The sequence below is a fragment of the Bacillus sp. 275 genome (genome assembly GCF_001999205.1).
GTDB classification, from domain to species: Bacteria; Bacillota; Bacilli; order Bacillales; family Bacillaceae; genus Bacillus; species Bacillus velezensis.
Window position 1 is genome coordinate 3,671,793 of record NZ_CP019626.1, and the last position, 26,469, is coordinate 3,698,261.

Here is a 26,469-nt window from a genome sequence, read left to right on the forward strand (position 1 = left end):
GATTGGCAGTTGCCACCGATCAAGTCAAAACGTTCCTGCAGAAAATCAGCCATACGAATTATATCGTCCGGGATCATCGCGTTCATCAAATCCGCGTCCTCCCGGGCGTGACTTTAATAGACATGCTGTATCGGCTCGCCGCCGGGTATCTCGGTGAACGGCCTATAGAATTAAGACAGATTATTTTTAAGCAGCCTGTTGTAACATCTGAAGAGTTTGATAAACACCTGTATGTGACCTTTACGCCGGCGCGTGACAGCTGGAAAGTTGAGATTACTAGCGAAAAAGCAAAAAACGGCACACCGCTTGGCGGGAACCGGGATGAGAATATGGAATGCCAGCTTTATTTGCAAGAAGACACGCCGCGGGCAAAAGAACTGAATATTGAAGCGTTCATGAAAAACGCAAGCCGAAAATGGGACATGCATGACATTTATGGAATTGCAAGAAGAAGCCATATTGAGCATGGCGAGTTTATGAAAAATGAAGGGGCCGTTTATCAGCTTCAGGATAAAGAAGAATTAATGGAGCTTACTCTGAGTGATTTGGCTGAAGGATTCCGGGAGAAATTTAAGGCGCATCCGGCTTTTTTGGATGCGTCCACCCTTGCCGGCTCTTCCTTTGCATTGTCGGCCCAAAAGCAGAATGACACACCTTATATTCCTTTTATGATCAATCGTTTTTGCATGTATCAGCCGTTTCCGAAAACGATTTACACTTATTCTGCGAAAAACAGCCGCACTGAAAGCGGCGTATCAGATAGCGAACCTGATGTTTATTCGGCCGACTTCACGATTTACGACAGGGCAGGGAACGTATTGGCCGAATGTGAGAAACTGACAGTAAAAAGGGTCAGACAAGCGAATATGATTACCCATCTGATAGACAAAGAGAAGCCGCCTCAGCAGAACAGAAGCGGCCGTGGTGAGTCGGAAAATTCTGTGGCCGCAGAAGACGTGTCTGAACAGCAAACGCCGGAACAAAACATGGTGACTTACATAAAGTCGGAAATCGCCAGGCTGGTCAATCGTCCGGCACAGGATATTGATGTGAGGAAAGGCTTTTATGATATGGGGCTTGACTCGGCGCATTTGCTGAAGCTTGTAAAGATATTAGAGCAGACTTTTCAGCAGCAGTTTTATCCGACACTGCTTTTTGAATATTCATCTGTCCGCCGCCTTGCGGATTACCTTATCAATGAAGCGGGCTGTGTGCTGAAAGATTCGGCAAAAGAACGGCATACATCAGACGCTGACACTGCTGATGAGGTTCTGTTTTTTGAACCCGCCTGGAAAGATCATCCGCTGGAAACGGCGGTGCAGAACGGGCAAAAACACACCCGTCATCTCATTATCGCTGCCGATGCAGGACCCCGTCTCACCGGTGAACTCGGCATACATTGCCCGGAAGCGGAAGTGATAGAACTGAAAAGGGAGCATGAGGCTGCAGATGAGCAGTTTGGAGCAGATGCCGAGCGCATATTTCGTATGCTCAAACGGGAACTGACAGAACATCCGAAAGAACATACATTGATTCAGCTTGTATGCGCCGTTGAGAATGGAGCGGCATTGTCTTCCGCTCTCGGGGCTATGCTGAAAACGGCACATCTGGAAAATCCGGCTCTTCGCATTCAGGTGATCACCTTCTGTGAAAAGAATGAGAGATTGCCAAGTGAGACGGCCGCAATCATTAGAACAGAAGCAGACTGCTCTCATGCAGGCTGCACAGACATTCGGTATAAAGACAATATGCGGCAGATCAGATTGTTCGAACGTATTGAGAAACTGGACGGGCAGACACAGTCTCCTTGGAAACAAAACGGCGTATATGTCATTACAGGAGGTCTTGGCGGTCTTGGATTTCTGCTTGCCCGTCACCTTGCAGAAAAAGAAAAAGTGAAGCTCGCACTCATCGGCCGTTCGCCGGAACAGTCTGAGAAGATCAGCAGACTGAAAGCATTGGGCGCAGAAGTTCTTTACGTTCAAGCGGACATCGGCAATAAAGCCGAAACAGAGCGGGCATTTGCTCAGATTACAGAAACCTTCGGCCGGCTGACGGGTATTTTTCATTGCGCCGGTGTTTTAAAAGATCAATTTATCATCCAAAAAGACAGTTCTGACTTGAAGCGGGTGTTCCTGCCGAAAATCAGCGGCCTGATTCATGCGGACGAAGCTTCACGGAATGAACCGCTTGAATTTTTCGCCGTATTTTCCTCATTCTCGGCGTTGGCCGGAAATGCCGGCCAGACAGATTATGCCGCAGCGAACGCTTTTATGGATGAATATATGAAATATCGCGATTGCAAAGCGGAAAAAGGCGAACGGACCGGGGCTTCTATGACGATCAACTGGCCGCTTTGGGAAGATGGCGGCATGCAGGTTGACAGCTTGATGAAAGAGATCATGAATGATGCAACTGGCACCAGCCCGCTTCCGGCCGGGGAAGGGATGGCTGCACTTGAATATATGCTGCGTCTCGGCAAGCTGCAATCCGTTATTTTATACGGGAAGGAGCCCGCTGTAACTGAAAGCATGGCCCGATTGGTTCCGATGGCAGACAAGAACCGCTCTTCATTATCCCATGCAGCTGTCAAGAGAAGGAGCCGAAAACAAGAGAGACATACAGAAGAGCGCGATATTGCGGTAATCGGATTGGCGGGAAAATACCCGCAGGCGGGAAGCATTGATGAATTTTACCAAAATCTGCGCTCGGGGAAAGACTGCATCACAACAATGCCGAAAGACAGATGGAAAGGTTATCCTTTCTCATATGAAGCAGATCAGTTCTACCGTTACGGAGGATTTTTAGATCGCATAGACAGCTTTGATCCGCTGTTTTTCAATCTGACTCCTCGCCAGGCTGAAATGATGGACCCGCAGGCGCGGCTGTTTTTAGAGACGGCTTGGGAAGCTTGTGAAGATGCCGGTTTTTATCAGGACAGAACGGCGCGCGGGCCATCTTCGCAAAAGAGAAAACGCGTCGGGGTATTCGCAGGTGTGTTTTGGAGCCATTATGAGCTGTTCGGGGCTGAAATCACACAGCGGGGCACACCGCTGTCTATGGGCGTGACGCCTGCCTCTGTTCCGAATATCGTGTCTCACTGCCTGAACTTTACGGGACCGTCAATGGCTGTTGATACGATGTGCTCTTCTTCGCTCACATCCATACATTTGGCATGTGAAAGCATTAAAAGAGGGGAGTGTGAATTCGCCATTGCCGGCGGTGTGAATGCGGTCACACACCCGCATAAGTATGCGTTTTTGGCGAATGCCGGATTTCTGTCTTCAGAAGGCGTCTGCAAAAGCTTCGCCGACGGCGGTGACGGTTATGTGCCGGGAGAAGGCGTCGGCGCGGTGTTACTGACAACCGTTCAAGAAGCGCAAAGAATGGGCTGTCCGATATATGGCGTCTTAAAAGGCTCCGCTTTAAACCATGTCGGAAAAACATCCGGTTTGACCGTGCCTGATCCGGCATCACAGGCGGAAGTCATTACAGATTCTTTTCGGGGTGCCGGCATTGATCCGGAGACACTGAGCTATATTGAAGCCCACGGAACAGGCACGTCTCTGGGTGATCCGATTGAAATTGAAGGGCTGAGCCGCGCTTTCCGCAAATGGACAAACAAGAAGCGGTTTTGCGCCATCGGCTCTGCCAAATCAAATATCGGCCATTTAGAAGGAGCAGCCGGGATCGCCGGATTAACAAAGGTGCTTTTGCAGCTGAAGCATGGAGAAATCTTTCCGTCATTGCACGCGGACACGCTGAATCCCCATATTCCGTTTCCGGACACGCCGTTTTATGTGGCGGACCGGCTGGAAGAATGGGAACGGCCGTCACATTCTGACCAGCCGAGAAGAGCGGGTTTAAGTTCTTTTGGCGCCAGCGGGAGCAATGCCCATTTTGTCATAGAAGAATATCTGCCGCCGCAGGCTGAAAAGAAATCGGTAAATATACGGGAAGACGAGCCGGTTCTGTTTCTGCTTTCGGCAAAAAATGAAGAACGCCTATTAGAATATGTCAAACGGTATGACCGCTTTTTACGGGAAAAAGAAGTCAACCTTAAAGACCTGGCCTACACGCTTCAAGCTGGCAGAGAAGCGATGCCTGAACGGCTGGCATTTATCGTTACATCCGTTTGCGGCCTGCAAGCGAAGCTGAAGGATGTGCTTGAACGGAAAACAGAAATTGAAGGATGTTTCCGCGGACGTGCTCAAGATGATATTTCATCAAGTGGAATGGCCGAGCTGCTGAAAAACAAGCAATATTCCAGATTGCTCACTGAGTGGGCAAAAGGAGCCGCCGTTGACTGGAGCCTGTTATACGAAGGAGAGAAGCCGAAACGGGTCAGCCTTCCTGTATATCCGTTCGCGAAGGAGCGGTATTGGGTGCCTGTGCCTGCGGATATCCGGAAACAGACAGACGAACCGGCGGAAAACCAAAAGATCATTCTTCAAAAAGACTGGAAGCAGCAAGATCCGGCGGAATCTGAAGCATTATCAGGAACAGTAATGATACTTGCAACTGATAAGACAAGCCGATTGGCCGATGCTCTTTTTAAAGGAAACGGCCATATTGAAACGATCTGCTTCATCCATCAGGCAAAAGACGGCGCCGATTATTATGCCGCCGCATCGGGGCGAAACCTTTACGGCAGAGTGCGGGAGTCTCTTCAAAACAAACAGATACTCGGGGTCGTCGACATAACCGCATATGACGCGGAATATGAACGGCAGGAAGAGATAGAACACGGAAAGCTTGCCTTTTTACAGCAGGCTCTGGAATCACTCCGTCATAGCGGCGCTGTGTTCAGCCAAGTGACACACCGCCTCCAGCCTTTCAAGGAAAGTAAACCTCTGATGCAAGGGGCGAAAACGGCGGGGCTGTACCGGATGCTGGGCGCTGAGTATGCCAACATTCATTCTTTTACGATAGATAGCGATTGTGAGATTGAGCATACAGAAGAATTAAGCAGACAGATTGAGATTGAATTTTTACAGCCGCGGACCAAAAGCGTCAGTGAATGCTGCTACAGGCTGAATCGCCGTTATGTGCCGTTTCTGAAGCAGGGTATGAATGTTTCGGCGGCGCCTGAGCTTTCCTATTCGTCTGATGGTGTGCTGTTAATAACGGGCGGATCGCGCGGAATCGGCGCAATTGCGGCGGAGCATGCCGTTTCACGCGGCTGCAGGAAACTGGTCATCATGGGGCGGGAGCCGCTTCCCGATTCCTCAGAGTGGGCAGACATGAAAAAGGACGGCATTCTCCCGGAAAAAGCCGAGCGGATGCAGAGGTTAGCCGAGCGGGGCGCGGAGATCCGTTATTACAGCGTTTCTCTTACGGATCAAAAGGGGCTCCGGAACATGACGGACGGCATCCGCGGCACGATGGGGCCGATTACCGGCGTTTTTCATTGCGCGGGTGCAATGGGAGAACACCCCGCTTTTTATAACAAAACCGAAACTGAAATCAAAAGCGTTTGCACACCGAAAGTAACAGGGCTTCGCGGTCTCTTTGAAGCCGTTCAGAATGAGCCGCTGTCGTTTTTTATTTTGTTCTCATCCGTTTCGGGTCTGATCCCTTCGCTTGCTGCGGGGCAAAGTGACTACGCGATGGCTAATTCATTTATGGACTCTTTTGCAAATCATCAAGCAGGTAAAGGAAACGTGTTTGTTAAAGCCGTTCAATGGCCCGTCTGGAAAGAAACCGGCATGGCTGAAGGCCTGCCGGAAACACCTGCTTATCAAAAATCAGGACTTTCCAGGCTGTCTGCTGAAGACGGACTGAAGTTTTTAGATTACATCATCTTAAACGGACAAAGCTGCGGAATTCCTTGTGTTCCCGAAGACAGTGAGGCTGATTTTGGTGATCTTCTGAAGGTGAAGAAAGCTGAAGCTCCCACGAAAAAAAGCACTGCCGGTGACCAAAAGGTGAAGGATATGATTCGTCAATGGGTGCGCACCGTTTTCAGCGAAGAACTGAAAATGACGGATGAGCAGATAAAAGATGATATGCCGTTTGATGAATACGGGATTGATTCAATACTCTTTGCGGAATTGGTTCAATCATTGCAAAAACGGATCAGCATAAAGTTAACACCGTCCTTAATGCTTCAATATCAAACGATTACAGAAATGGTTGACTATTTCGCAGCGCATCATGAAGCCGATTTTGTGACAAAAGAAAATGGTTTCGTTCAAGACAGGGACGTAGAGCCTGATTTAATCGCTGACGCTGAAGAGAGAACATTCATGGAGCCGAAAGCGGATACTGAAGACGATATTGCCGTCGTCGGCATATCCTGCCGTTTTCCGGGGGCGGGCGGAACGGATGCTTTTTGGGAGCTGCTGATGAAAGGGAACACCGCCATTCGGCCTGTCCCCGCATCGCGCTGGCATGCAACAGCAAATACAAAGGATTATGCGGGGTGGATTGATGATATCGACATGTTTGATGCGGGCTTTTTCGGCATCTCTGAAAAAGACGCGGCAATTATGGATCCGCAGGCGCGGATCATATTAGAAGAAGCGGTTCATTCTGTTTATGATGCCGGGTACGGCCAAAAGGATTTATCGGGCCGGAAAGTCGGCGTGTACATCGGCGGCAGGGCGCAGCCTTCAGCCGGTATGGAACATATCCTGCAGGCGCCTAACCCGATTTTGGGGGCGGGACAAAACTATTTGGCGGCCAACATTTCACGATTTTTGAATGTCACAGGGCCGAGCCTTGTCGTGGATACAGCATGTTCCTCAGGGCTGATCGGGCTGTCCTTTGCAAAAGACGCCCTTTTGGCCGGAAGGATTGACGCGGCCTTAGTCGGTTCGGTGAGTCTGCTCTTATCTCCGTCTGCGCACCGGTTATTCGGAGCGCGCCATATTTTAAATGAGAACGGCGTGTTTCATATATTCGACCGTGAATCAGCGGGAGAAGTGCTCGGAGAAGGAGCGGGGGCGGTTTTTATCAAACGATTGAGCGATGCGGTACGGGACGGAGACCGTATTTACGGCGTCATAAAAGCCGTCTCGGTAAACAATGACGGCCGGACGCTCGGTCCCGGTTCACCGAATATAAGAGCGCAGAGAGACGCCATTCAAACTGCGCTTGACATGGCGGAAAAGTCGCCCGAAGACATTGGATATATAGAAGTGAACGGAGGCGGTTCCCCAATCGTTGATTCGGTGGAAATCAAGGCACTCTCAGATGTCTATCAGCTGAACCGGAAAACGCTTCTGCCCTGCCGGATCGGATCGGTGAAACCGAATGTGGGGCATTTGCTTCTGTCTTCAGGTCTTGCGGGCTTCATCCGATGTGTGCTGAGCGTCTATCATAAGCGGATTCCGCCTTTCTTATCAGCGCGTGAGCCATTTGAACATTATGACTTTGAAGCGTCGCGTATTCATTTTAATCGTGAACCCGTTGATTGGCATTCAGAGAAGAAACCCCGCGTCGCAGCTCAGAGTTCATTTCCTGACGGCGGGACAAATGCTCATATCCTCGTTGAAGAATACAGAGGTGAAAGGCAGCGGGAACACCACCTGGCGCCTCAGCCGCCGGAATTCAGAAAAAAACACTACCCGCTTTTGGGCGGCTGGAACAGCACGGAGAATGAAGCGGAAAAAACAAGTAATGAAAAAACAGACATTGCGGATATTTTAAAGAAATATGAGAAAAAAGCAGAGACAAGCACTGCACCTGCAGACTCGTTTTGGCAGGTGACAACGTGACGTTTTTAAAAGGGGACGAACCATGAAAAAAACAGTGAATCTGCGTCTGACGGCAGAACATCCCATTATGAAACACCATCTTGTTCACGGAGAATCTGTCATGCCCGGTCTGGCCTATATTGATATGCTGTATCAGCTGGCAAAGCAAAGCCTTGATCTTTCATTCCGTTCCATCTGTCTGAAACGGGTGACCATTTATCATCCTTTATCAGTGAAACGGTCAGAGCGGCTTGATGTGAGTGTCATATTCAGTAAAGAAAAGGAGTTCTGGACTGCCTTGATTTGCGGGGCGGATTCCGGGATGGTTTTCTTATCAGCGGAGGTGCATGAAGGGGTTTTCTCATCAGATAAGCGCCTTGACGCGGAAGAGAAAAAACAAGTTGCGCTTCCATCAGTCTCCTTGCATATGGTTTACGAAGCCGCGAGAAGCCGCGGACTGTCGCATGACGGGCTGATGAAGCCGGAGGGAGAGATCTATGCAAATGAAGAGGAATGTTTCCTTGATATTCGGCAGTCTGATTCATGCCAGGAAAATCTCCCCGGCACTCTCTTTCATCCCGCGCTGATGGACGGTGCCGCCATGGCCTCCGGCGTATTGCAGACAGCTGCAGGCGCCGGTTTGTTTTTACCGATTTATTATGATTCGTTTAGTGCCGCTGAAACCGTTACGGAGCGCTGTTACGCGGTGATTTCGAAAAAATCCGGCACGCCTTCTGAAATGGTGAAAATGGATATTGACTTTTACAACCCCAGCGGTGCGCATATTGCTTCACTGCTCGGCCTGACAGCCAAAAAGGTGCGGACAGACCGGCAGCTGATACCAGGCGATCAGCAGATGGAGGAAACCTTATACCGCATTTTCTCAACATACGTAGGCCGTCCTGTCACAAGAAATGATGCGCACACCGTGTTTTTTGAATTAGGTCTTGAATCGTCACAGCTTCTGGCCATTATTAAAGACATCGAAGGGGCGTTTGATCTACGGCTGAATCCGACTCTTTTATTTGAGTGCAGCAGCATATCCGAACTGCTTGAAGACATAAAAACAAAAGGAACAGGTGAATCTTCCGGCCTTGTCGCGGATGCAGCACCGGTCTCTGAAACGCAATCAGTCAGTCAGACATTTACTTTCTATGAACATGAATCATTCCTTCAGGATCATCTGGTTTTCGGCAAACCGGCACTGATGGGTGTAGTGTATCCGTGTCTGGTGCTTGAAGCATCCGGAGCGTCTCATTCCGGCACGTATCCCGCCGAGCTGAAAGATATCCGCTTTACGGGCGGGCCCGTCACGCTGGAGCCGGGAGAGGCCGCACAGATTGACATTTCATTTGCGGCAGAAAAGAGTGCCGAACGCTTTACCGCAAGCTGCACTGTCTCCGGTGAAGAAAGCCGGAAGACGTGTGCCGAAGGAGAAATAAGCAGATATACAGAGGCACCCGTAAAAAAATCGTATGACGTTGAACAAATGAAGGCGCATGCACAAAAGGTGGCGCCGGATGTCATTTCCCGTCTGTACGATTCGGTTGCCGACTTCACGATAGGCCCGATGCTGAAAACGGCAACGGCGGGATACAAAATGAGTGAGAGCTCCTTTTTATTGCAGCTGGACTTATCAGGAAAAAAAGAAAAAGGCGATCTGCGTCACTTTGCATTTGACCCGCTTATATTGAATTCTTGTTATATGTCGCTCGGTGAAGAAGAATTGCAGCTGAAAAAGCGGATTCACGTCCCGCTCATGATTGAGAGGCTGACGCTTTACGGACAAGTCATGTCTGATACCGTCTATGTGGTGAATACAATCAAACATAAAAAAGACGGGTTTCTCTCATTTGATGCCGCAGTCCTCAGTCATACCGGGGAACAGCTGGCGGAATTGAAAAACGCGTCTGTGAAAGAAGTGCTTCAGCCAAATCGGCTTGAAAATGCGTCTTTTGCCCCGTCCGGGAATCAAAGCCGTCAAAAAACGAAAGGAAAACCGCTGGATATTGCCATTGTCGGGATTTCCGGCAAGTATCCGCAGGCCGATGATATCAATGCGTTTTGGGAAAATCTCAAACTAGGAAAGGATTGTATTACCGAAATTCCGAAAGACCGCTGGAATTGGGAACATTACTTTTCCGAGGACCGGACGGCGCCGGGAGCGATCTACAGCAAATGGGGCGGATTCATTGACGGGATCGCCGATTTTGATCCTGAGTTCTTTAAGATTTCCCCCCGTGAAGCGGAACACCTTGATCCTCAGGAACGGCTGTTTTTAATGCATGCGTGGATGGCCATGGAGGATGCGGGATATACGAGGACATCACCTGAACTTGGCCGTCAGGTAGGTGTGTATGCCGGTGTCATGTATCAGGAATACCCGCTATTCGCGGCTGAAGCGGGAGTGAAAGGACGGCATATCGGGCTCCCCGGCGGGATTTCATCCATTGCTAACCGTGTCTCCTATTTTTGTGATTTTCAAGGGCCGAGCATTTCGGTCGATACGATGTGTTCGGGTTCGCTGACTTCATTGTACATGGCGTGCCGGGATCTGCGGGATCATCGGATTCGCGCGGCGCTTGCCGGCGGAGTGAATCTCACCGTTCATCCTAACAAGTACCTCATGCTGAGCCAGGGGCAGTTCATCTCATCTAAAGGACACTGCGGGAGTTTCGGCGCCGGGGGTGACGGCTATATTCCGGCAGAAGGGGTCGGGGTGCTGCTTCTTAAACGTTTAGAAGACGCCGTACAAGACGGAGATCGGATTTACGGCGTCATTAAGGGAGCTGCCATTAATCACGGCGGAAGAGCGAGCGGTTACACCGTACCGAACCCCAAGGCGCAAAGCGAAGTCATTTCTCAAGCTTTACAGGAGGCGGGGGTTTCTCCGGGCCAGATCAGCTATGTGGAAGCGCACGGGACAGGGACGAAATTAGGCGATCCGATTGAAATCCGGGCTTTAACCGATGCATTCGGTGATGTTCCTGAAACATGTCTCATCGGGTCTGTCAAATCAAATATCGGACATGGGGAATCTGCAGCAGGCATCGCCGCTGTCACAAAAGTGCTGCTGCAGATGAAGCACAAACAAATCGCCCCATCTTTGCATGCGGATGTTTTAAATCCGAATATCCAATTTGATGAAGGACCGTTTTCCGTCTGCCGGGAATTAACAGATTGGAAACGGATTGCAGCAGACGGAGCAGAACAGCCGCTCAGGGCGGGGGTCAGCAGCTTTGGTGCGGGCGGTTCTAACGCGCATATCATTATTGAAGAATATGAGGCTCCTGTCAAACAAGCAATCAGCAGCCAAGAGCCGGCTGTCATTCTGCTGTCTGCGAAAAATGGGGAGCGTCTGACAGAATATGCGGAGCGCCTTCTTGCTTTTCTTCAAAAGAAGCATACGGATAAGCCGGACTTATTTGATGTCGCGTACACTTTACAAGCGGGGCGGGAAGCGATGGATGAGCGGCTGGCTTTCATTGCGGACTCCCTTAAGGAGCTGGAGGACAAGCTCAGATCGTACTTGGAAAATGAAAACGCACCGCATCTTTACAGGGGGCGGGCGAAGCGAAATCATGAGACAGTGGCTGTGTTTGAATCTGATGAAGATTTGCAGGAAGCCATGGTTAAATGGCTGAAAAAGAGAAAGTACGGTCATTTGCTGAACATGTGGGTGCAGGGAGTCGATGTGGACTGGAACTTGTTATATTCGGGACAAAAACCCCGGAGAATCAGCCTTCCCGCCTATCCGTTTGCAAAGGTCAGATGCTGGATTCAAGATGAAGCCGAGGCGGTTTCAAAACGGAATGACGGCAAAACGGTGATCCATCCGCTGCTTCATGAAAACACATCCGATCTGTGGGAGCTGAAATTCACATCCGTTTTTACCGGACGGGAATTCTTTTTCACTGATCACACAGTCAATGGACAGAAGGTGCTCCCGGGAGCCGCCGTGATCGAAATGGCCAGGGCGGCCGTTGAGCGTGCCGCATACGCTGTGCCGGACGGACGTAAAGGAATGTATTTGAAAGATCTCATATGGATGAGTCCTGTCGTTCATAAGGGGACGGATGTAGAAGTCCATATCAGCCTTATCCTTAAGGGAAATGAAGACATTGAATTTACGATTTACAGCCTATCGGAAGAACCCGGGGGAGAACGGATTATATACAGTAAAGGCACCGCGGTATCAGGAGAGATAGCAGCGGTTCCGTCAGTTCACTTAGAGGGCTGGCTGTCCGGCTGCAGCCAATCGGTTATGACGTCTGATGAGGTTTATCAGGCTTTCCGGCATGCGGGTATGATATACGGGCCGAGCCATCAAGGAATTGATCAGCTGATGATCGGAGAGAGGGGTGCTGCAGCCCGGCTGTCGCTGCCGGAATCGGCAGACAGTACCGCCGATCAGTTTGTCATCCATCCGAGTCTTCTAGATGCCGCGTTTCAGGCGTCACTGGGTGCCGGTTCAGATACTGCCGGAGACACTCCGATGCTGCCGTTTTCCCTGCGGCAGGCAGAAATATTTCAGCCGACTCAGAAAACGATGTGGGCGCTTGTCCGCAAACAGAGCGATCGGTCAGATAACGGAGCGCTGACGCTGGATATTGATTTATGTGATGAAAACGGCGCTGCTTGCATGAGATTAACAGGATTTTCCTGCCGGGCGGTCCGGCAGACAAACCAAACCGAAAGCAAACGGCAGGAAGTTCAGACGGCGATGCTTGCCCCTATTTGGGATAAAACTTTCTTTTCTCTGGAAGAAAATCGAGCGGTTGATCAAGAACAATTGCTGATCATCGGAAAGCCGGGAAATACCATAAAGGCTGCGGCAAAAATGTGGCCCCGCGCCCATCTGGCGGAGACGCCGGATCATTCAAGCGAGCAAACATTACGTGAATTGACAGCCGGATATCAGGATATCCGCCATTTCTTATGGATTGCGCCGGATCGTTTCGCACCCGCATCCGTCAGTCAGGAAATGCTTGATGAGCAGGAGAATGGGGTGATTCAATGTTTCCGTTTCATCAAAGCGCTGCTGTCAATCGGGTATGGAAACCGAAACATCAGCTTTACGGCGGTGACCCGGCAGACACAGTCCGTGTATCCGGGTGATCTGCCGCAGCCTGAGCATGCAGGCGTACACGGTTTGATCGGTTCATTGGCAAAAGAATATCCGAACTGGGACATCAGGCTGATTGATGCAGAAGAAGGCAGTGATTCGTCTGAAATGAAAGACATCTGGCGCCTCCCTCCAGATCCGGACGGAAATGCTGCCGCGTACCGTAACGGAGCTTGGCACAAGCAAAAAACAGTCCGGGTGCTGACAAGTTCCGCTCCGCGTATGTCGTACAGAGAAGGCGGCGTTTATGCTGTCATCGGCGGAGCGGGCGGCATCGGAGAAGCATGGAGCAAATACATGATCACCCGTTATAAGGCACGGATGATATGGATCGGCAGGCGGCCGAAGGATCAGGAGATTCAGAGCAAAATAGACAGGCTGGCGCTATCAGGCCCCGCGCCGCATTATATACAGGCTGATGCTCAAGATGCCGTAGCGCTTAAAGCGGCCGTCCGTTCCGTAAGAGAGCAATACGGCAATATAACGGGAGTCATCCATTCCGCGATAACGCTTGCCGACAAAAGTATGGCGAATATGGATGAAGCTTCTTTCAGAAACGCTTATTCAGCTAAGGTGAATACGAGCGTCCGAATGATCGAAGCTTTTAAGGAAGAACCGCTTGATTTTGTGCTGTTTTTCTCATCCGTTAATTCTTTCACAAAAAATGCCGGGCAAAGCAACTATGCGGCAGGGTGTACATTTCAAGACGCCTTTGCCCGCCATATCGCTTCCTTGCTTGATTGTGAAGTGAAAGTCATGAATTGGGGATATTGGGGCAGTCTGGGTGTTGTATCAGACCCGTCTTACAGAAAACGGATGGAGGCGTCAGGGATCGGTTCTATTGAACCCGATGAAGCAATGGAGGCGCTGGAAGTCTTACTATCAGAACCGTTCAGCCAAGCGGCATTCATCAAAGCTGCTCCGCACGGCTTAGCCGAGCTGACGGATCAAGATGCAATATCGGTTGTATCCGGCCCGAAGCCTTCATTTATGGAAAGCGTCAAGCGGCAAAATCCGGATCGGAATGAACGGCTTGAGACTTTAAAACGAGAAATGGAGTTGCGCATATGAACAGCCTTCTTTGCAAACTGCTCTTTTACCAATTACAGTCAATCGGTTTTTTCAGCGAGCCTGTCACTACACCTGCAGCATCCATGCGGAGCGCCGGCGTGATCGGCACATACGGCAGATGGCTGGAAGAAAGCCTGAATCTATTAAAAGAAAACGGATATATCGCGTATGACGGATACACGGTCACTCTTCTCACGGATCAGCGCCCGGACGGCCGCACAGTCTGGAATGAGTGGAATACCCATAAACGCCTGCTTCCCAATGGGGAGCTTGCGCAAGCTGAATTGGCCGAGGCGACGATAAAAGCGATGCCTTCCATTTTAAAAGGAGAACGTCCGGCTACGGATATCGTATTTCCCGATTCATCAATGCGGCTCGTTGAAGGTGTTTATAAGCATAATCCTGTCGCGGATTATTTTAATGAAGTGTTAGCAGATTCCGCGGCCGCTTACCTGAAAGCCTATCTTACAGAACACCCCGATGCCCGTATCAGGCTGATAGAAGTAGGGGCCGGGACGGGCGGAACGAGCGCCATGCTGTTTACAAAACTGAAACCATTTGCAAAACAGATTGCGGAATATTGTTATACGGACGTTTCTAAAGCTTTTTTAATGCATGCCGAACAGGAATACGGAGCTGATGTGCCGTATTTGACAACAGCCTTGTTTAATGCGGAGGAGCCTTGCGAATCACAAAATATCAAAACGGGTGTTTACGATATTGTCATCGCCGCCAATGTGCTTCACGCCACAAAAAATATCGGTTTGACACTGCGCCGTCTGAAAGCGCTCCTGAAATACAACGGGATGGTTTTGATAAACGAAATCAGCGATCGTTCTGTTTTTACCCATTTAACCTTCGGGCTGCTTGAGGGCTGGTGGTCCTATGAGGATGCTGAGCTTCGGATTCCGGGAAGTCCCGGCTTATATCCAAAATCGTGGGAGCGTGTGCTGCATTCGGAAGGATACAGAGCGGTTTGTTTCCCTGCTGAAACGGCTCATGATTTAGGCCAGCAGATTATCGCAGCTGAGAGTGACGGACTCGTTCGGATGCAAGGGATCAGAGACGGCAGAAAGCCATACGCCGCCCCGGCCGAAGTTTTCCGAAAGCCCGCGCAGCCTGTTTCCCGCAGCCGCGCGCCAGAGGAGCATCAAGCTGTTAAGGCTGATGGGGAATCGGTCGCTTCCCATGTCCGCTCTGTCATCAAAACAAGTATTGCCGATGTATTAAAAATGAAAGAAGAGGATATTCAGGAAGAACTGAATTTCTCTGAATACGGCATTGATTCCATTCTGGCCGTCAATGTGATTAACGAGATTAATAAGCGATTGAATCTTACACTGCAGACAACGATTTTATTTGATTACTATCATGTGAAACTGCTGACCGGTTATATCTCGGAAGAATACGAAACCATCATAGCCTCGTCTCTGAAGACCGATAGAGCGAAAATCCGCCCGGCGCTTCAGGAAGAACGGCCTGCTGAAAAACCTCTGCAGACGAAAAGAAAGGAAAACGGTTATCAGAAACCGAAACAAGAACGTATGCCGCCTTCTTTCGCAAAGTCCGATGACTCGGGAATGTTCCGGGTTGTGATTGACCGTCCGGGCGGCATTGAAGATCTGACGATTGCCCGCAGTGAGGTGCCCGAGACAAAAGATGACGAAGTTCAAATAGCCGTCCGCGCCTTTTCTTTAAACTTCGGAGACTTGCTTTGTGTCAGAGGGCTGTACCCGACGATGCCGCCTTATCCGTTCACTCCGGGATTTGAAGCAAGCGGCGTCGTGATCAAGACAGGGAGGCATGTAACATCCGTCATTCCAGGTGATGAAGTGATTGTCGGCATGGGAGAGGAATTTGGATCTCAGGCGAATCTCATCACATGTAAAGAACATCAAGTCTATCATAAACCGGCCCGGCTGACCTTTGAAGAAGCATGCGCTCTTCCCACCGTGGCGGTGACCATGATAGACGCCTTCCGGAAAGCCGGACTTAAAAAAGGCGAAAAAATATTAATTCAGACCGCGACGGGAGGAACGGGGCTGATCGCGGTGCAAATGGCCCGGCATATCGGCGCGGAAATATATGCCACGGCCGGATCACAGAAAAAAATTGAGTATTTGCATTCGCTAGGGGTCCGTAATACCATTTGCTATTTAGAAGAAGATTTTGAAACGGAAATCATGCGAATGACCGGCGGCCGTGGGGTGGATGTTGTCATTAATACCCTGGCCGGTGATGCCTTGCAAAAAGGAATGAATTGCCTGGCGCCGGGCGGAAGATATATCGAAATTGCCATGACTGCGCTGAAATCCGCTAAATCAGTCGACTTGTCCGTCCTTCATAACAATCAATCGTTTCACAGCGTGGATTTGCGGAAGCTGTCCCTTCAAAATCCGGACCAGGTCAAGGACTATCAATTGGAATTGCAGCGGCTGGCGGAAGAGGGAGTCATTCAGCCTGTCATCTCAAAAATCTTTTCCTTTGAAGACATAAAAGAAGCGTATCACTGTCTGGATGACCGCGGAAATATCGGGAAAATCGTCATCAGCGTTTCTGAGCCGTATCAAATGACGTACCGCCCCGAACAAAAGGATCCGGCCGATACAGTAAACTCAGCAGCTGTGTTACCTGAAAAAGAACCGATCGCGATTATCGGGATGAGCGGGCGGTTTGCTGAATCGGAGAATCTCCATGAGTTTTGGGAACACTTAGCCGCCGGTCAGGATCTGATTAAAAAAGCAGACAGATGGGATGTCTCTGACAGCCAATGCCAGTATGGCAGTTTTATAGAGGACATTGAATGTTTTGACCCCGTTTTCTTTCATATATCGGGACGTGAAGCGACCTATATGGACCCTCAGCAGCGGCTGTTTTTGGAAGAATCATGGAAAGCACTTGAAGATGCGGGATATGCGGGAGACTCGGTAAGAGGCCGGGAATGCGGCGTGTATGCCGGCTCCTGCGGTGGAGATTACCAGGCCATTTTTAAACAGCAGGGGCCCGCGCAGGCGTTTTGGGGCAATCACAATTCCGTCACTCCGGCAAGGATCGCCTATCATCTTAATTTACAAGGGCCGGCGATCACTGTTGATACAGCATGTTCCAGTTCGCTGACAGCCATTCATTTGGCATGTCAGGGGCTCTGGACGAAAGAAACGGAAATGGCGGTGGCGGGCGGGGTTTTCATTCAATCCACTCCCGCTTTTTATCAATCGTCAAATAAGGCGAATATGCTGTCACCGACCGGACGCTGCCATACGTTTGATCAAAGCGCGGACGGGTTCGTGCCGGGTGAAGGCGTGGGAGCGGTGGTGCTGAAACGTCTTAGCGACGCCGTTAGTGACGGAGATCATGTGTACGGCGTCATAAAAGGATCTGCAATGAATCAGGACGGCGCTACAAACGGAATCACCGCTCCAAGCGCGCTTTCTCAAGAACGATTGGAACGTCATGTCTATGATACTTTTCACATTGATCCGGAAACCATTCAAATGGTGGAAGCTCACGGAACGGGCACTGCACTGGGCGACCCGATCGAATTCGGCGCCTTAACGCGCGCTTTCCGCCGCTATACGGATAAAAAAGGATATTGCGCCATCGGCTCTGTGAAAACCAATCTCGGACATGCCGCTGCGGCCGCGGGGATGGCCGGACTGTTTAAAATCCTGCTGTCGCTGAAGCATCGGCAGATTCCGGCTTCCCTGCATTTTCACCAAGCCAATCAGCATATTCAATTTGCGGACAGCCCGTTTTTTGTGAATGAAAAGCTGATACCGTGGGAACGGAATCCGGATACACCGCGCAGAGCCGCCATCAGTTCATTCGGATTCAGCGGAACAAATGCCCATCTTGTGATTGAAGAGGCGCCGCAAACCGTGCGCCGGTCGCCGGCAAAACCGGCCTGCCTCATTCCTTTATCTGCGCGGACGGAGCGTCAGCTGGAAATTCAGGCAGAACGCCTGCTGGATTCACTCAGCAAGAACAAAGACAGCGATCTGGGAAATATAAGTTATACGCTCCTGCTCGGCAGAAAGTATTTACATCACCGGTTTGCCTGTATCGTAAGCAGTGCGGACGAACTGAAGCGGGTATTATCGGAGTGGCTTGTAAAAAGAGAGCTTCCGGGTGTGTTTGTGTCCAATTTGAAGGATCAGAAGCCGGCAGAAGAAGCCGGAATGAAAACATTCGGAATGGAATGCATTGAACAGTGCCGCTCGGCAGCTTCGCCCGCGCAGTACAGAGAAAGCCTGGCACATATCGCTGACCTTTTTTGCAGAGGGTATGATCTTCCTTTTACACGGCTTTTTGACGGAGGGCAATATTATAAAACGCCGCTTCCTGCCTACCCGTTTTTAAAAGAAAGGTATTGGGCGGCTGATGTAAACAGTTCTTTACCAGGCCAAGCCATGAAAAAGTCTGAAACGCAAACCGTTCTCCCGTCTTCGCCGCAGCCTGACCATGAAGGGCTGATTTCTCTGAGTCCTTTAACTGAGATCGAAATGAGAGCGTTTGAACCGGAGACATTGCAAAAACCGATCGTGTTACAGCCTTTGGATTGTACTGTTTCTGTCCAGCAGCCGAAAAAAGCCGTTTCCGAAGACAATAGAACATTGCTTGAAGAGTTGAGGATAAGCCTGGCAGATATTTTATTTTTGTCACCGGAAGATATTGATGCTGATGAGCCTTTCATCGATATGGGGCTTGACTCCATTATCGGGGTTGAATGGATACAAACAGTAAATAAAACGTACCACACTGAGATTACTGCCAATAAGGTGTATGAACACCCGACGCTTGAAGAGCTTGCGGAATATATAGCGGGACAAATAAAGAAACCCGAGTATGCTGAAGCGGAGGAAACAGCGGTACGTCCGCAAATCCCGGAAGCAGAAACTCCCCTTGCCGGCATCTCTGACGGCACTTTGCGCAAAGAGCTTAAAGAAAGCCTTGCGGACATCCTGTTTCTGAAGCCGGAAGATATTGATGAGCATGAGGCATTCATTGACATGGGGCTGGATTCTATTATCGGTGTGGAATGGGTTCAGTCTATTAATAAAACGTATCAAGCGTCTATTACGGCAAATCTGGTCTATGAATATCCGACAATCGCAAAATTAGCCGGGTATCTGACCGGTTCCGTTCAAAAAGACACTGAGGAAGTACATGAGGAACATACGAAACAAAACGATATATCAGAAGAGACAGATGATCAAGAACCGCCCGAACTGATCTGTCTTAACCCGGGGGGAAAGGGAAGACCGATTTTCTGGTTTCATTCCGCGCTGGGGGCAGTGGAGCTGTACCAGCCTGTTGCCGAACGGACCGGGCGTCCTTTTTACGGAATTCAGGCAAGAGGATGGATGACAGACCGGGAACCGATCCGCGGCATTAAAAACATGGCGGAATATTACGTTAAGCTCATACGTACCGTGCAGCCCCGGGGTCCTTACGATGTAGGCGGCTATTCATTAGGGGGCATGCTCGCTTATGAAGTCACCCGGCAATTGCAGCTGGCTGGAGAAACCGTTGAGTCAATCGTCATGCTCGACTCCTTTGACTCGGCGGGTGCGCGGGAAATAAACATTCCTGATGAATTATTTGATAAAAATATGATGCTGCAGACGGTGAACATGGCTTTATTTGCACCGATCTATCAACATCCGGAACGCATTTCTGAAACCTTGATTCACCGTGATGAACTAGATGCCGATCTTCATGAAGACATATTTTTAGAGCAATTAATCGCAAAAGCCAAACAGCGGGGGTTAACGAAGACGGACGCGTTGGTGAAAAATCTGATCAGGCAGAATATAAACGTTCAGGACGCTTACGAAATCACTGATTACGAACTCCTGCCGCTTCCGGATCCGAACGGGGTGACATGCTATTATTTCCGAAATAAAAACGGTATTTTCTTGGGTGAGCTTGATCCGTATTTTACGATCAGGGCCGATATTTTATCCGCTGATTTCGTCAACTACTGGAGCCAGTGGGAAGAGCATATGACAAACATCGCCATCATGGATGTGGCGGTATCCAACCATATGACGTTATTGGCTGAAGACAGCGCAGCCGAAACGATTTCTGAATTTTGCGGCGTTTTATATTCGGCAGACGGAATGACAGAACACAGCTTCCTGCAGCTGCAGGAAAAGATACTGAATGTGCATGGTGAGATGCTGAAGCAGCCCGCCAAAACAAGACCGTAAATTCACATATCCGCCCGCCGGGTTTACTCGTAAGCTTTGGCGGGTCATTTCAAATCTTGATCACATCTTGGAGGAATGAAAATGACCAGTTTAACAAAAATCAGACAGCAGCAGCCGTACAAGTGGTACCAAACGATGAGAGAAACCTCTCCCGTTCATTACAATGAAAAGGAAGATTGCTGGGAAATCTTCACCTATGATGAAGTGAAGCGGGTGATTTCTGACTACAGTCATTTTTCTTCCGATCATAAATACTTAAGTGCGGACAAGCAGGAAAAAATGATCCGGCATATTAACAAAGACAGCCTTTTGAAAATGGACCCGCCCGAACACACCGTCTTCAGAAAATTGGTCAATCAGCCGTTCATGCCGAAATCGGTTGAGTCTCTTGCACCGCGTATAGCCGCTATCGCTGATGACCTGCTTCAGGCCGTCCGTTCAAAAGGCAGGATGGACATTATTGAAGATTACGCATTTCCGCTTCCGATTATCGTGATCGCAGAGCTTTTAGGATTCCCTCCGAAAGACAGAGATATCTTTAAAAGCTGGGTCGACCAAAGCCAGAATGTAAAAGATGAAAAGAAAATGAATGAAGTGCAAAAGCAGATGATCGGATATTTCATGCAGTTTATTTTACAGCGGAGAAAACAGCCGCAAAATGATTTAATCAGCCATTTAATTTCAGCTGATTTAGACGGAGAGCCGCTGTCAGACAAGCAATTAATCGGTTTTTGCGGCTTGTTGATCGTCGCGGGGCACGTAACGACGGAAAATGTGATCGGAAATTCATTTCTCAGTCTCAAGGAGTTCCCGCACATTCTGCCCCGGCTGCTTGAAAACAAGGCGCTCCTTCCTGACTTTATTGAGGAAGTCATCCGCCTCAGACCTTCCATTCAGCGGGTAACCCGCTACACCGCGGTTGAAAGCGAGATTGGCGGAAAAACGATTCCGGCCGGAGAAAAAGTGTATGCGTGGATTGGATCGGCGAACAGAGATGAAAAGAAGTTTGATAATGCCGATCAGATTGACTTGGGACGAAAGCCGAATCAGCATCTGTCATTCGGTCAGGGCAGCCATTATTGTTTAGGAGCGCCGCTGGCCCGGCTTGAAGCGAAAATCGCGCTTTCCCACTTTTTTGAACAGATGTCCGCATGGCGTTTTACTGAGGATCAAGAGCCGAATCTGGTTCCGAGCCCTGTATTTCACGGCGTTGACAGGCTGCTTGTTGAGTTTTGAACGGAAAAATAAAAGAGGCTTCCACAGGAAGCCTCTTTACTCTGGGGGCTTGGAGAAATGAATGTAGGAATCGAAGCAATGAACGTGTTTGGCGGAACCGCGTATGTAGACGTCATGGAGCTTGCGGAACATCGGAACCTGGATAAAAAAAGGTTTGAGAACCTGCTGATGAAAGAAAAAGTGGTGGCGCTTCCGTTTGAAGATCCGATTACGTTCGCCGTAAATGCCGCAAAACCGATTATCGACTCTCTGTCAGAAGAGGAACGGAATCAGATTGAAATGGTCATCACCTGTACGGAATCCGGGATTGATTTTGGCAAATCCATCAGTACATATGTCCATGATTATTTGCAGCTGAAGCGGAATTGCCGGTTATTTGAGGTGAAACAGGCTTGCTATTCTTTAACGGCCGGGTTTCAAATGGGCGTGAATTTCATCTTATCGCAAACATCGCCGGGAGCGAAAGCGCTCATCATCGGAACGGATATTTCCCGCTTTTTAGTGGCTGAAGGCGGTGACGCGTTGACGGAGGAATGGTCCTATGCCGAACCGAGTGCGGGGGCGGGAGCTGTGGCGCTTTTAGTCAGCAGCACCCCTCATGTCTTTTTGCTTGATCAAGGCGCAAGCGGGTATTACGGGTATGAAGTCATGGATACGTGCCGCCCGATTCCGGATAGTGAAGCGGGGGATGCTGATCTGTCGCTCATGTCTTATTTGGACTGCTGTGAAAAATCATTTCAGGAATACCGAAAGCGTGTGAGCGGGGCGGATTATAAGAATACATTTCAATACCTTTCTTTTCATACTCCGTTTGGCGGAATGGTAAAAGGAGCGCATCGGACGATGATGAGAAAATTGGCAAAGGCTAAGCCGCAAGACATTGAAGCGGATTTTCAGCAACGCGTGCTGCCTGGGATTCAATACTGTCAGCGCGTCGGCAACATCATGGGGGCCACTGTATTTTTATCTCTTGCCAGCACGATTGATAACGGCTCTTTTGAAACGCCGAAACGAGTCGGCTGTTTTTCATACGGTTCGGGCTGCTGCTCTGAATTTTACAGCGGTGTCGTTATGCCGCAAAGCCGGACGCGGCAGAATCAATTTCAGATCAGCCGGCATTTGGATGAACGCGTCCGTTTATCGATGGCTGATTACGACCGGCTGCTCCAAGACAGCGGCATCGTAAAATTCGGCACAAGAAATGCCGCGCCCGCAGCAGACATCCCGAATGCGCATCAAGGAAAAACGCGATTGGTGCTGACTGAAATAAAAGAGTTTCACAGAAAGTATGAATGGACGACTTAATATCAGAAACACTCAGAGCCGGAAAGGCTTGAGTATTTTTAAAGAAACGGAGAATAAACATGAATCCAATGATTGATGTACAGGAAACAGAACCGGGCATTGTGCAGGTCACAATGCAGGATACGGCAGGGAAAAACGGGCTGTCAGAAGAGTTTGTCAGAGAGCTGCACCGGGTATTCCAAGACATCAATGCCCATCCGTCCTATAAAACCGTCCTTCTGACGGGTTACGGAAATTATTTCTGCACGGGAGGAACGCAGGAGGGGCTTTTGACCATTCAGAGCGGAAAGCTCCAATTTACAGATTTAAAGCTTCACAGTCTTTTATTGGATTGCAGGATTCCCGTGATTTCTGCCATGCAGGGGCATGCGATCGGAGCCGGCTTTACGATCGGTCTGAGCTCGGATTTCGTGATTTTAAGCAGAGAGAGTTTTTATTCTTGTAATTATATGAAGTACGGATTTACACCGGGAATGGGCGCGACGTATATTGTGCCTGAAAAACTGGGAATTGTCCTCGGGGAAGAAATGCTGTTTACGGCCGCGAATTTCAGCGGCGCCGCTCTGGAAAAACGGGGAGTTCCGTTTGAAGTGCTGCCGAAAAAAGACGTCCTTCAAAGAGGCCGCGAATTAGCCCGGCTGCTGGCGGATAAACCGAGAGCCTCACTGGTTGCGCTGAAAACCAATGTGACCGCACGGATCAAAAGAGAGCTGACAAAAGCGGTTGAGGAAGAGGTGAACATGCACGAAGCCACATTCCATCTTCCTGAAGTAAAAGAGAGAATCAGCCGCTTATACGGCAGTTAAACAGAATGAAAAAAGCATGGGAAGCCCCATGCTTTATCACTGGTCCGTCTTTTGCAGAACGGAGCCTGCGAATTGTTCTTTAATTTCGGCGCTCCGGGCTGCGGTTTCTGCGATGCAGTGCATGATGGCTTCTTCAAAGCGGCGCTCTTCTAATGCGCGAAGGCCTGCTTCAGTCGTGCCGCCCGGGCTTGTGATTTCCTTGCGCAGGCGTTCAGGCCGTTTGCTGCTTGTTCTGAGCATTTCCGTCGCCCCGGCCATGGTTTGTAAAATCAGCTCTTTTGCCGTTTCTTCCGGCAGGCCGGCTTGAAGGGCGGCCTTTTCCATTGCTTCGACATACCGGTACACATAGGCGGGACCGCTTCCGGCAATGGCTGTGACGGCGTCAAGGTGTTTTTCTTCAAAGCGCGTCGCTTCTCCGATTGTTTCCAGAAGCTCTTTTGCCGTCCGGATTTCAGCTTCACTCGCCTCGGAGCTTGCGGAAAAACCGGTCGCCGATTGCTGAATGGCCGCGGATGTATTCGGCATCGCCCGGATGATGGTGAGCTTTCTGCCGAAATATTGCTGAATCGTGTGAATCGTCAGCCCTGCGATGACAGAAATCACAAGCTGATCTTTCACGTATTCGCGAATGTTCTCAATGCTTTCTGCCGCATCTTTCGGTTTAAAGGCGAGAACGAGAATGTCGGTATTGCTGAAAAACTCTTCTTTATCCCGGCACGGTTTTACTCCGTACGTTTTTTGGAGCTCTTCAAGCCGGCTGTCATTTGACCGGTTTGTCATATATATATGTCCGGGGGCTGTCATTCCGCTTTGCAGCAGTCCGTTCACCATTGCTTCCGCCATTGATCCGGCCCCGATAAAACCGATTTTCTTCATATAAATCCTCCTTCTTCTCAAAACACAAAAAAACCTTCCCGTCAAAAAGGACGAAAAGGTTTCGCGGTACCACCTTACATTAGCACGAATCAGCCGTGCTCAGCTCAAATCCCGTAACGAGGGGATACGTTTAGGTTTTCCTAACCGCTCTGAGGGCAGGTTCTGTAAACAAGAGGGCCGCAATGTCTTTCAGCCGGGGACATTGCTCTCTGCTGCCGTTGTTTATATACTAGTTCCTCGTCATCGCGTTCCGTGTTTTCTAGTTTGTTGTTCATTATGCTATGCGCAAGAGCGGGATGTCAATCTTTTTTTCCGATATGCGGCAATAATGACACAGTGAAAAGAAAACGCTAAAATATGATTATTCAGGAATGAAAAGAACGAAGGAGCGTAAACATGGCAGCGAGAAAGATCATTCCGATACGTGTGCCGACTCCGTTTGCAGTCGGCGACGTTATCGTTTATTTAGTAAAAGATGAAGCCTTAACCCTTATTGATTGCGGCCCGAATACAAAGGAAGCGGCTGAATCGCTCTCATTGCAGCTTAAGGAACACGGGGTTTCTGCGGCGGATATAGAACAGGTGGTGCTCACTCATCATCACGCAGATCATTCAGGTCTGCTGCACCTTTTTTCCGACGATGCGGAAGTAATAGGGCATCCGCTGAATGACAGGTACATTACTCAGGATCAGTCGTATATCGCCCGGCAGGAGGACTTTTTTCTGTCGCTTATGACTGAAATGGACGTTCCCCTGACGCCTGAAGACATACATAAAACAGTTAAGCTGTCATACTTATTTTCTGCAAACCGTCCGTTAACGAAAACAGTGAGGGAAGGCGGAAAAATTGACGGGCTTAACGGCTGGACGGTGCTCGAAATCCCGGGTCATGCCGCTTCTCACATTGCGCTCTACCATGAAAAAAGCGGTGAAATGTTCAGCGGCGATCTGCTTTTGTCCAACAGCTCCACCAATCCGATTCTGGAAGCTCCGGAAAAGGGGGGCGTGCGCGCGGCCCCGATGCTCGACTACTTGAACTCAATGAAGCGGCTGTATGACGTAAACCCGTCCTTTTTATATCCGGGACACGGCGATCTGCTGACAGACGTAAAGCCTGCTTTTGACAGGCGGCTTGAAAAACAGAGAAACCGGTCGGAATATGTGCTGCGCCTGTTGTCAGAGGAAACGCTGACGGCTTTCCAGGTATGCCGGCGGCTGTTTCCGGCTGTGTATGAAAATGAATTGTTTTTAACGATGTCAGAAACGATCGGCCATCTTGACGTGCTGGCCGCCGAAGGGAAGGCTGTATCCTTTCAGTCGGGGAACACTCTGAAGTTTAAAGCTGTGAAGGGGTGAAGGAAATGGGCAGATTAACGGATAAGCGGATTTGGATCACCGGAGCATCCGGCGGACTCGGAGAACGGCTTGCATATTCCTGCGCGGCAGAAGGGGCTCATGTTTTTTTATCCGCCAGGCGGGAGGACCGCTTGCAGGAAGTGAAAAAGACGATTACCGCGCGCGGCGGACAGTGTGATGTCGTTCCCTTTGACGTCCGGCATGCAGAAGAGGCTGAAAACGTAAGGCGTTTGATCGGTCATGTTGACGTATTAATCAACAACGCCGGCTTCGGCATTTTTGAAACGGCCGCTGATTCATCTTTGGATGATATGAAGGCAATGTTTGAAGTCAACGTCTTCGGATTAATCGCCTGTACGAAGGCCTGTCTTCCTGTGATGCTTCATGCGAAAAGCGGCCATATTATCAATATCGCCTCACAGGCCGGCAAATTGGCGACGCCGAAATCAAGCCTTTATTCCGCAACGAAGCACGCCGTGTTAGGATATTCCAATGCGCTGCGGCTTGAGCTGGACGGTACGGGTGTAGCCGTGACAACGGTTAATCCCGGTCCGATCAAAACAGACTTCTTTACAATTGCAGATAAAGAGGGCGGTTATGTGAAAAGCGTCGGCAGATGGATGCTTGATGCCGACCATGTGGCAGAGCGTATTACATCCGTGATTCTGACGGATAAACGGGAAATGAATCTTCCGCGATGGATGAGCCTCGGGACGAAGCTGTATCAGCTTTTCCCATCGTTTACAGAGAAACTGGCAGGCCGCGCATTAAAGAAAAAGTAA

Annotated in this window: 9 protein-coding genes; 8 read left to right on the top strand and 1 reads right to left on the bottom strand. The window is 49.7% G+C overall.

The genetic code is table 11. From position 1 onward, the window contains the following. Nucleotides 1-2 precede the first annotated feature (2 nt). From BZ167_RS18030 to BZ167_RS18055, 6 genes are all read left to right on the top strand, one after another. Nucleotides 3-7,721 (top strand): SDR family NAD(P)-dependent oxidoreductase, encoded by a 7,719-nt coding sequence (locus tag BZ167_RS18030; protein WP_061860692.1) that lies wholly within the window; start codon nt 3-5, stop codon nt 7,719-7,721. 22 nt (nt 7,722-7,743) lie between these two features. Further along, on the top strand, nt 7,744-13,896 hold the full coding sequence (locus BZ167_RS18035) for a type I polyketide synthase (protein WP_077392169.1): 6,153 nt from the start codon (nt 7,744-7,746) through the stop codon (nt 13,894-13,896). Further along, on the top strand, nt 13,893-20,108 hold the full coding sequence (locus BZ167_RS18040) for a beta-ketoacyl synthase N-terminal-like domain-containing protein (protein ID WP_077392170.1): 6,216 nt from the start codon (nt 13,893-13,895) through the stop codon (nt 20,106-20,108). Before BZ167_RS18035 ends, BZ167_RS18040 begins: the two co-directional genes overlap by 4 nt. An 81-nt stretch (nt 20,109-20,189) precedes the next feature. Next, complete coding sequence (locus BZ167_RS18045; protein WP_077392171.1) at nt 20,190-21,344, top strand: cytochrome P450; 1,155 nt, start codon at nt 20,190-20,192, stop codon at nt 21,342-21,344. A 57-nt stretch (nt 21,345-21,401) separates the two neighbouring features. Then, entirely contained in the window at nt 21,402-22,649 is a 1,248-nt protein-coding gene (locus BZ167_RS18050; protein ID WP_007409381.1) for a hydroxymethylglutaryl-CoA synthase family protein, read from the top strand. 59 nt (nt 22,650-22,708) lie between these two features. Continuing rightward, complete coding sequence (locus tag BZ167_RS18055) at nt 22,709-23,455, top strand: polyketide synthase (protein WP_015240152.1); 747 nt, start codon at nt 22,709-22,711, stop codon at nt 23,453-23,455. 36 nt (nt 23,456-23,491) lie between these two features. Here the strand turns inward: BZ167_RS18055 and proC are convergent, their stop codons facing one another. After that, a complete protein-coding gene (gene proC, locus BZ167_RS18060; protein WP_007409383.1) occupies nt 23,492-24,331 on the bottom strand; it encodes a pyrroline-5-carboxylate reductase in 840 nt (279 codons plus the stop codon). A 396-nt stretch (nt 24,332-24,727) separates the two neighbouring features. Between proC and BZ167_RS18065 the strand changes: the two genes are divergently transcribed. Next, on the top strand, nt 24,728-25,687 hold the full coding sequence (locus BZ167_RS18065) for an MBL fold metallo-hydrolase (RefSeq protein ID WP_015417764.1): 960 nt from the start codon (nt 24,728-24,730) through the stop codon (nt 25,685-25,687). A gap of 5 nt (nt 25,688-25,692) precedes the next feature. After that, nucleotides 25,693-26,469, top strand: coding sequence for an SDR family NAD(P)-dependent oxidoreductase (locus BZ167_RS18070; RefSeq protein ID WP_031378961.1), 777 nt, complete (start codon nt 25,693-25,695; stop codon nt 26,467-26,469).

What these genes read in the sequence shown, in the direction of transcription:
- BZ167_RS18045 (WP_077392171.1), top strand. Translation starts at nt 20,190, where the DNA reads ATGACCAGTTTAACAAAAATCAGACAGCAGCAGCCGTACAAGTGGTAC.
- BZ167_RS18070 (WP_031378961.1), top strand. Translation starts at nt 25,693, where the DNA reads ATGGGCAGATTAACGGATAAGCGGATTTGGATCACCGGAGCATCCGGC.
- BZ167_RS18050 (WP_007409381.1), top strand. Translation starts at nt 21,402, where the DNA reads ATGAATGTAGGAATCGAAGCAATGAACGTGTTTGGCGGAACCGCGTAT.
- BZ167_RS18055 (WP_015240152.1), top strand. Translation starts at nt 22,709, where the DNA reads ATGAATCCAATGATTGATGTACAGGAAACAGAACCGGGCATTGTGCAG.
- proC (WP_007409383.1), bottom strand. Translation starts at nt 24,331, where the DNA reads ATGAAGAAAATCGGTTTTATCGGGGCCGGATCAATGGCGGAAGCAATG.
- BZ167_RS18040 (WP_077392170.1), top strand. Translation starts at nt 13,893, where the DNA reads ATGAACAGCCTTCTTTGCAAACTGCTCTTTTACCAATTACAGTCAATC.
- BZ167_RS18035 (WP_077392169.1), top strand. Translation starts at nt 7,744, where the DNA reads ATGAAAAAAACAGTGAATCTGCGTCTGACGGCAGAACATCCCATTATG.
- BZ167_RS18065 (WP_015417764.1), top strand. Translation starts at nt 24,728, where the DNA reads ATGGCAGCGAGAAAGATCATTCCGATACGTGTGCCGACTCCGTTTGCA.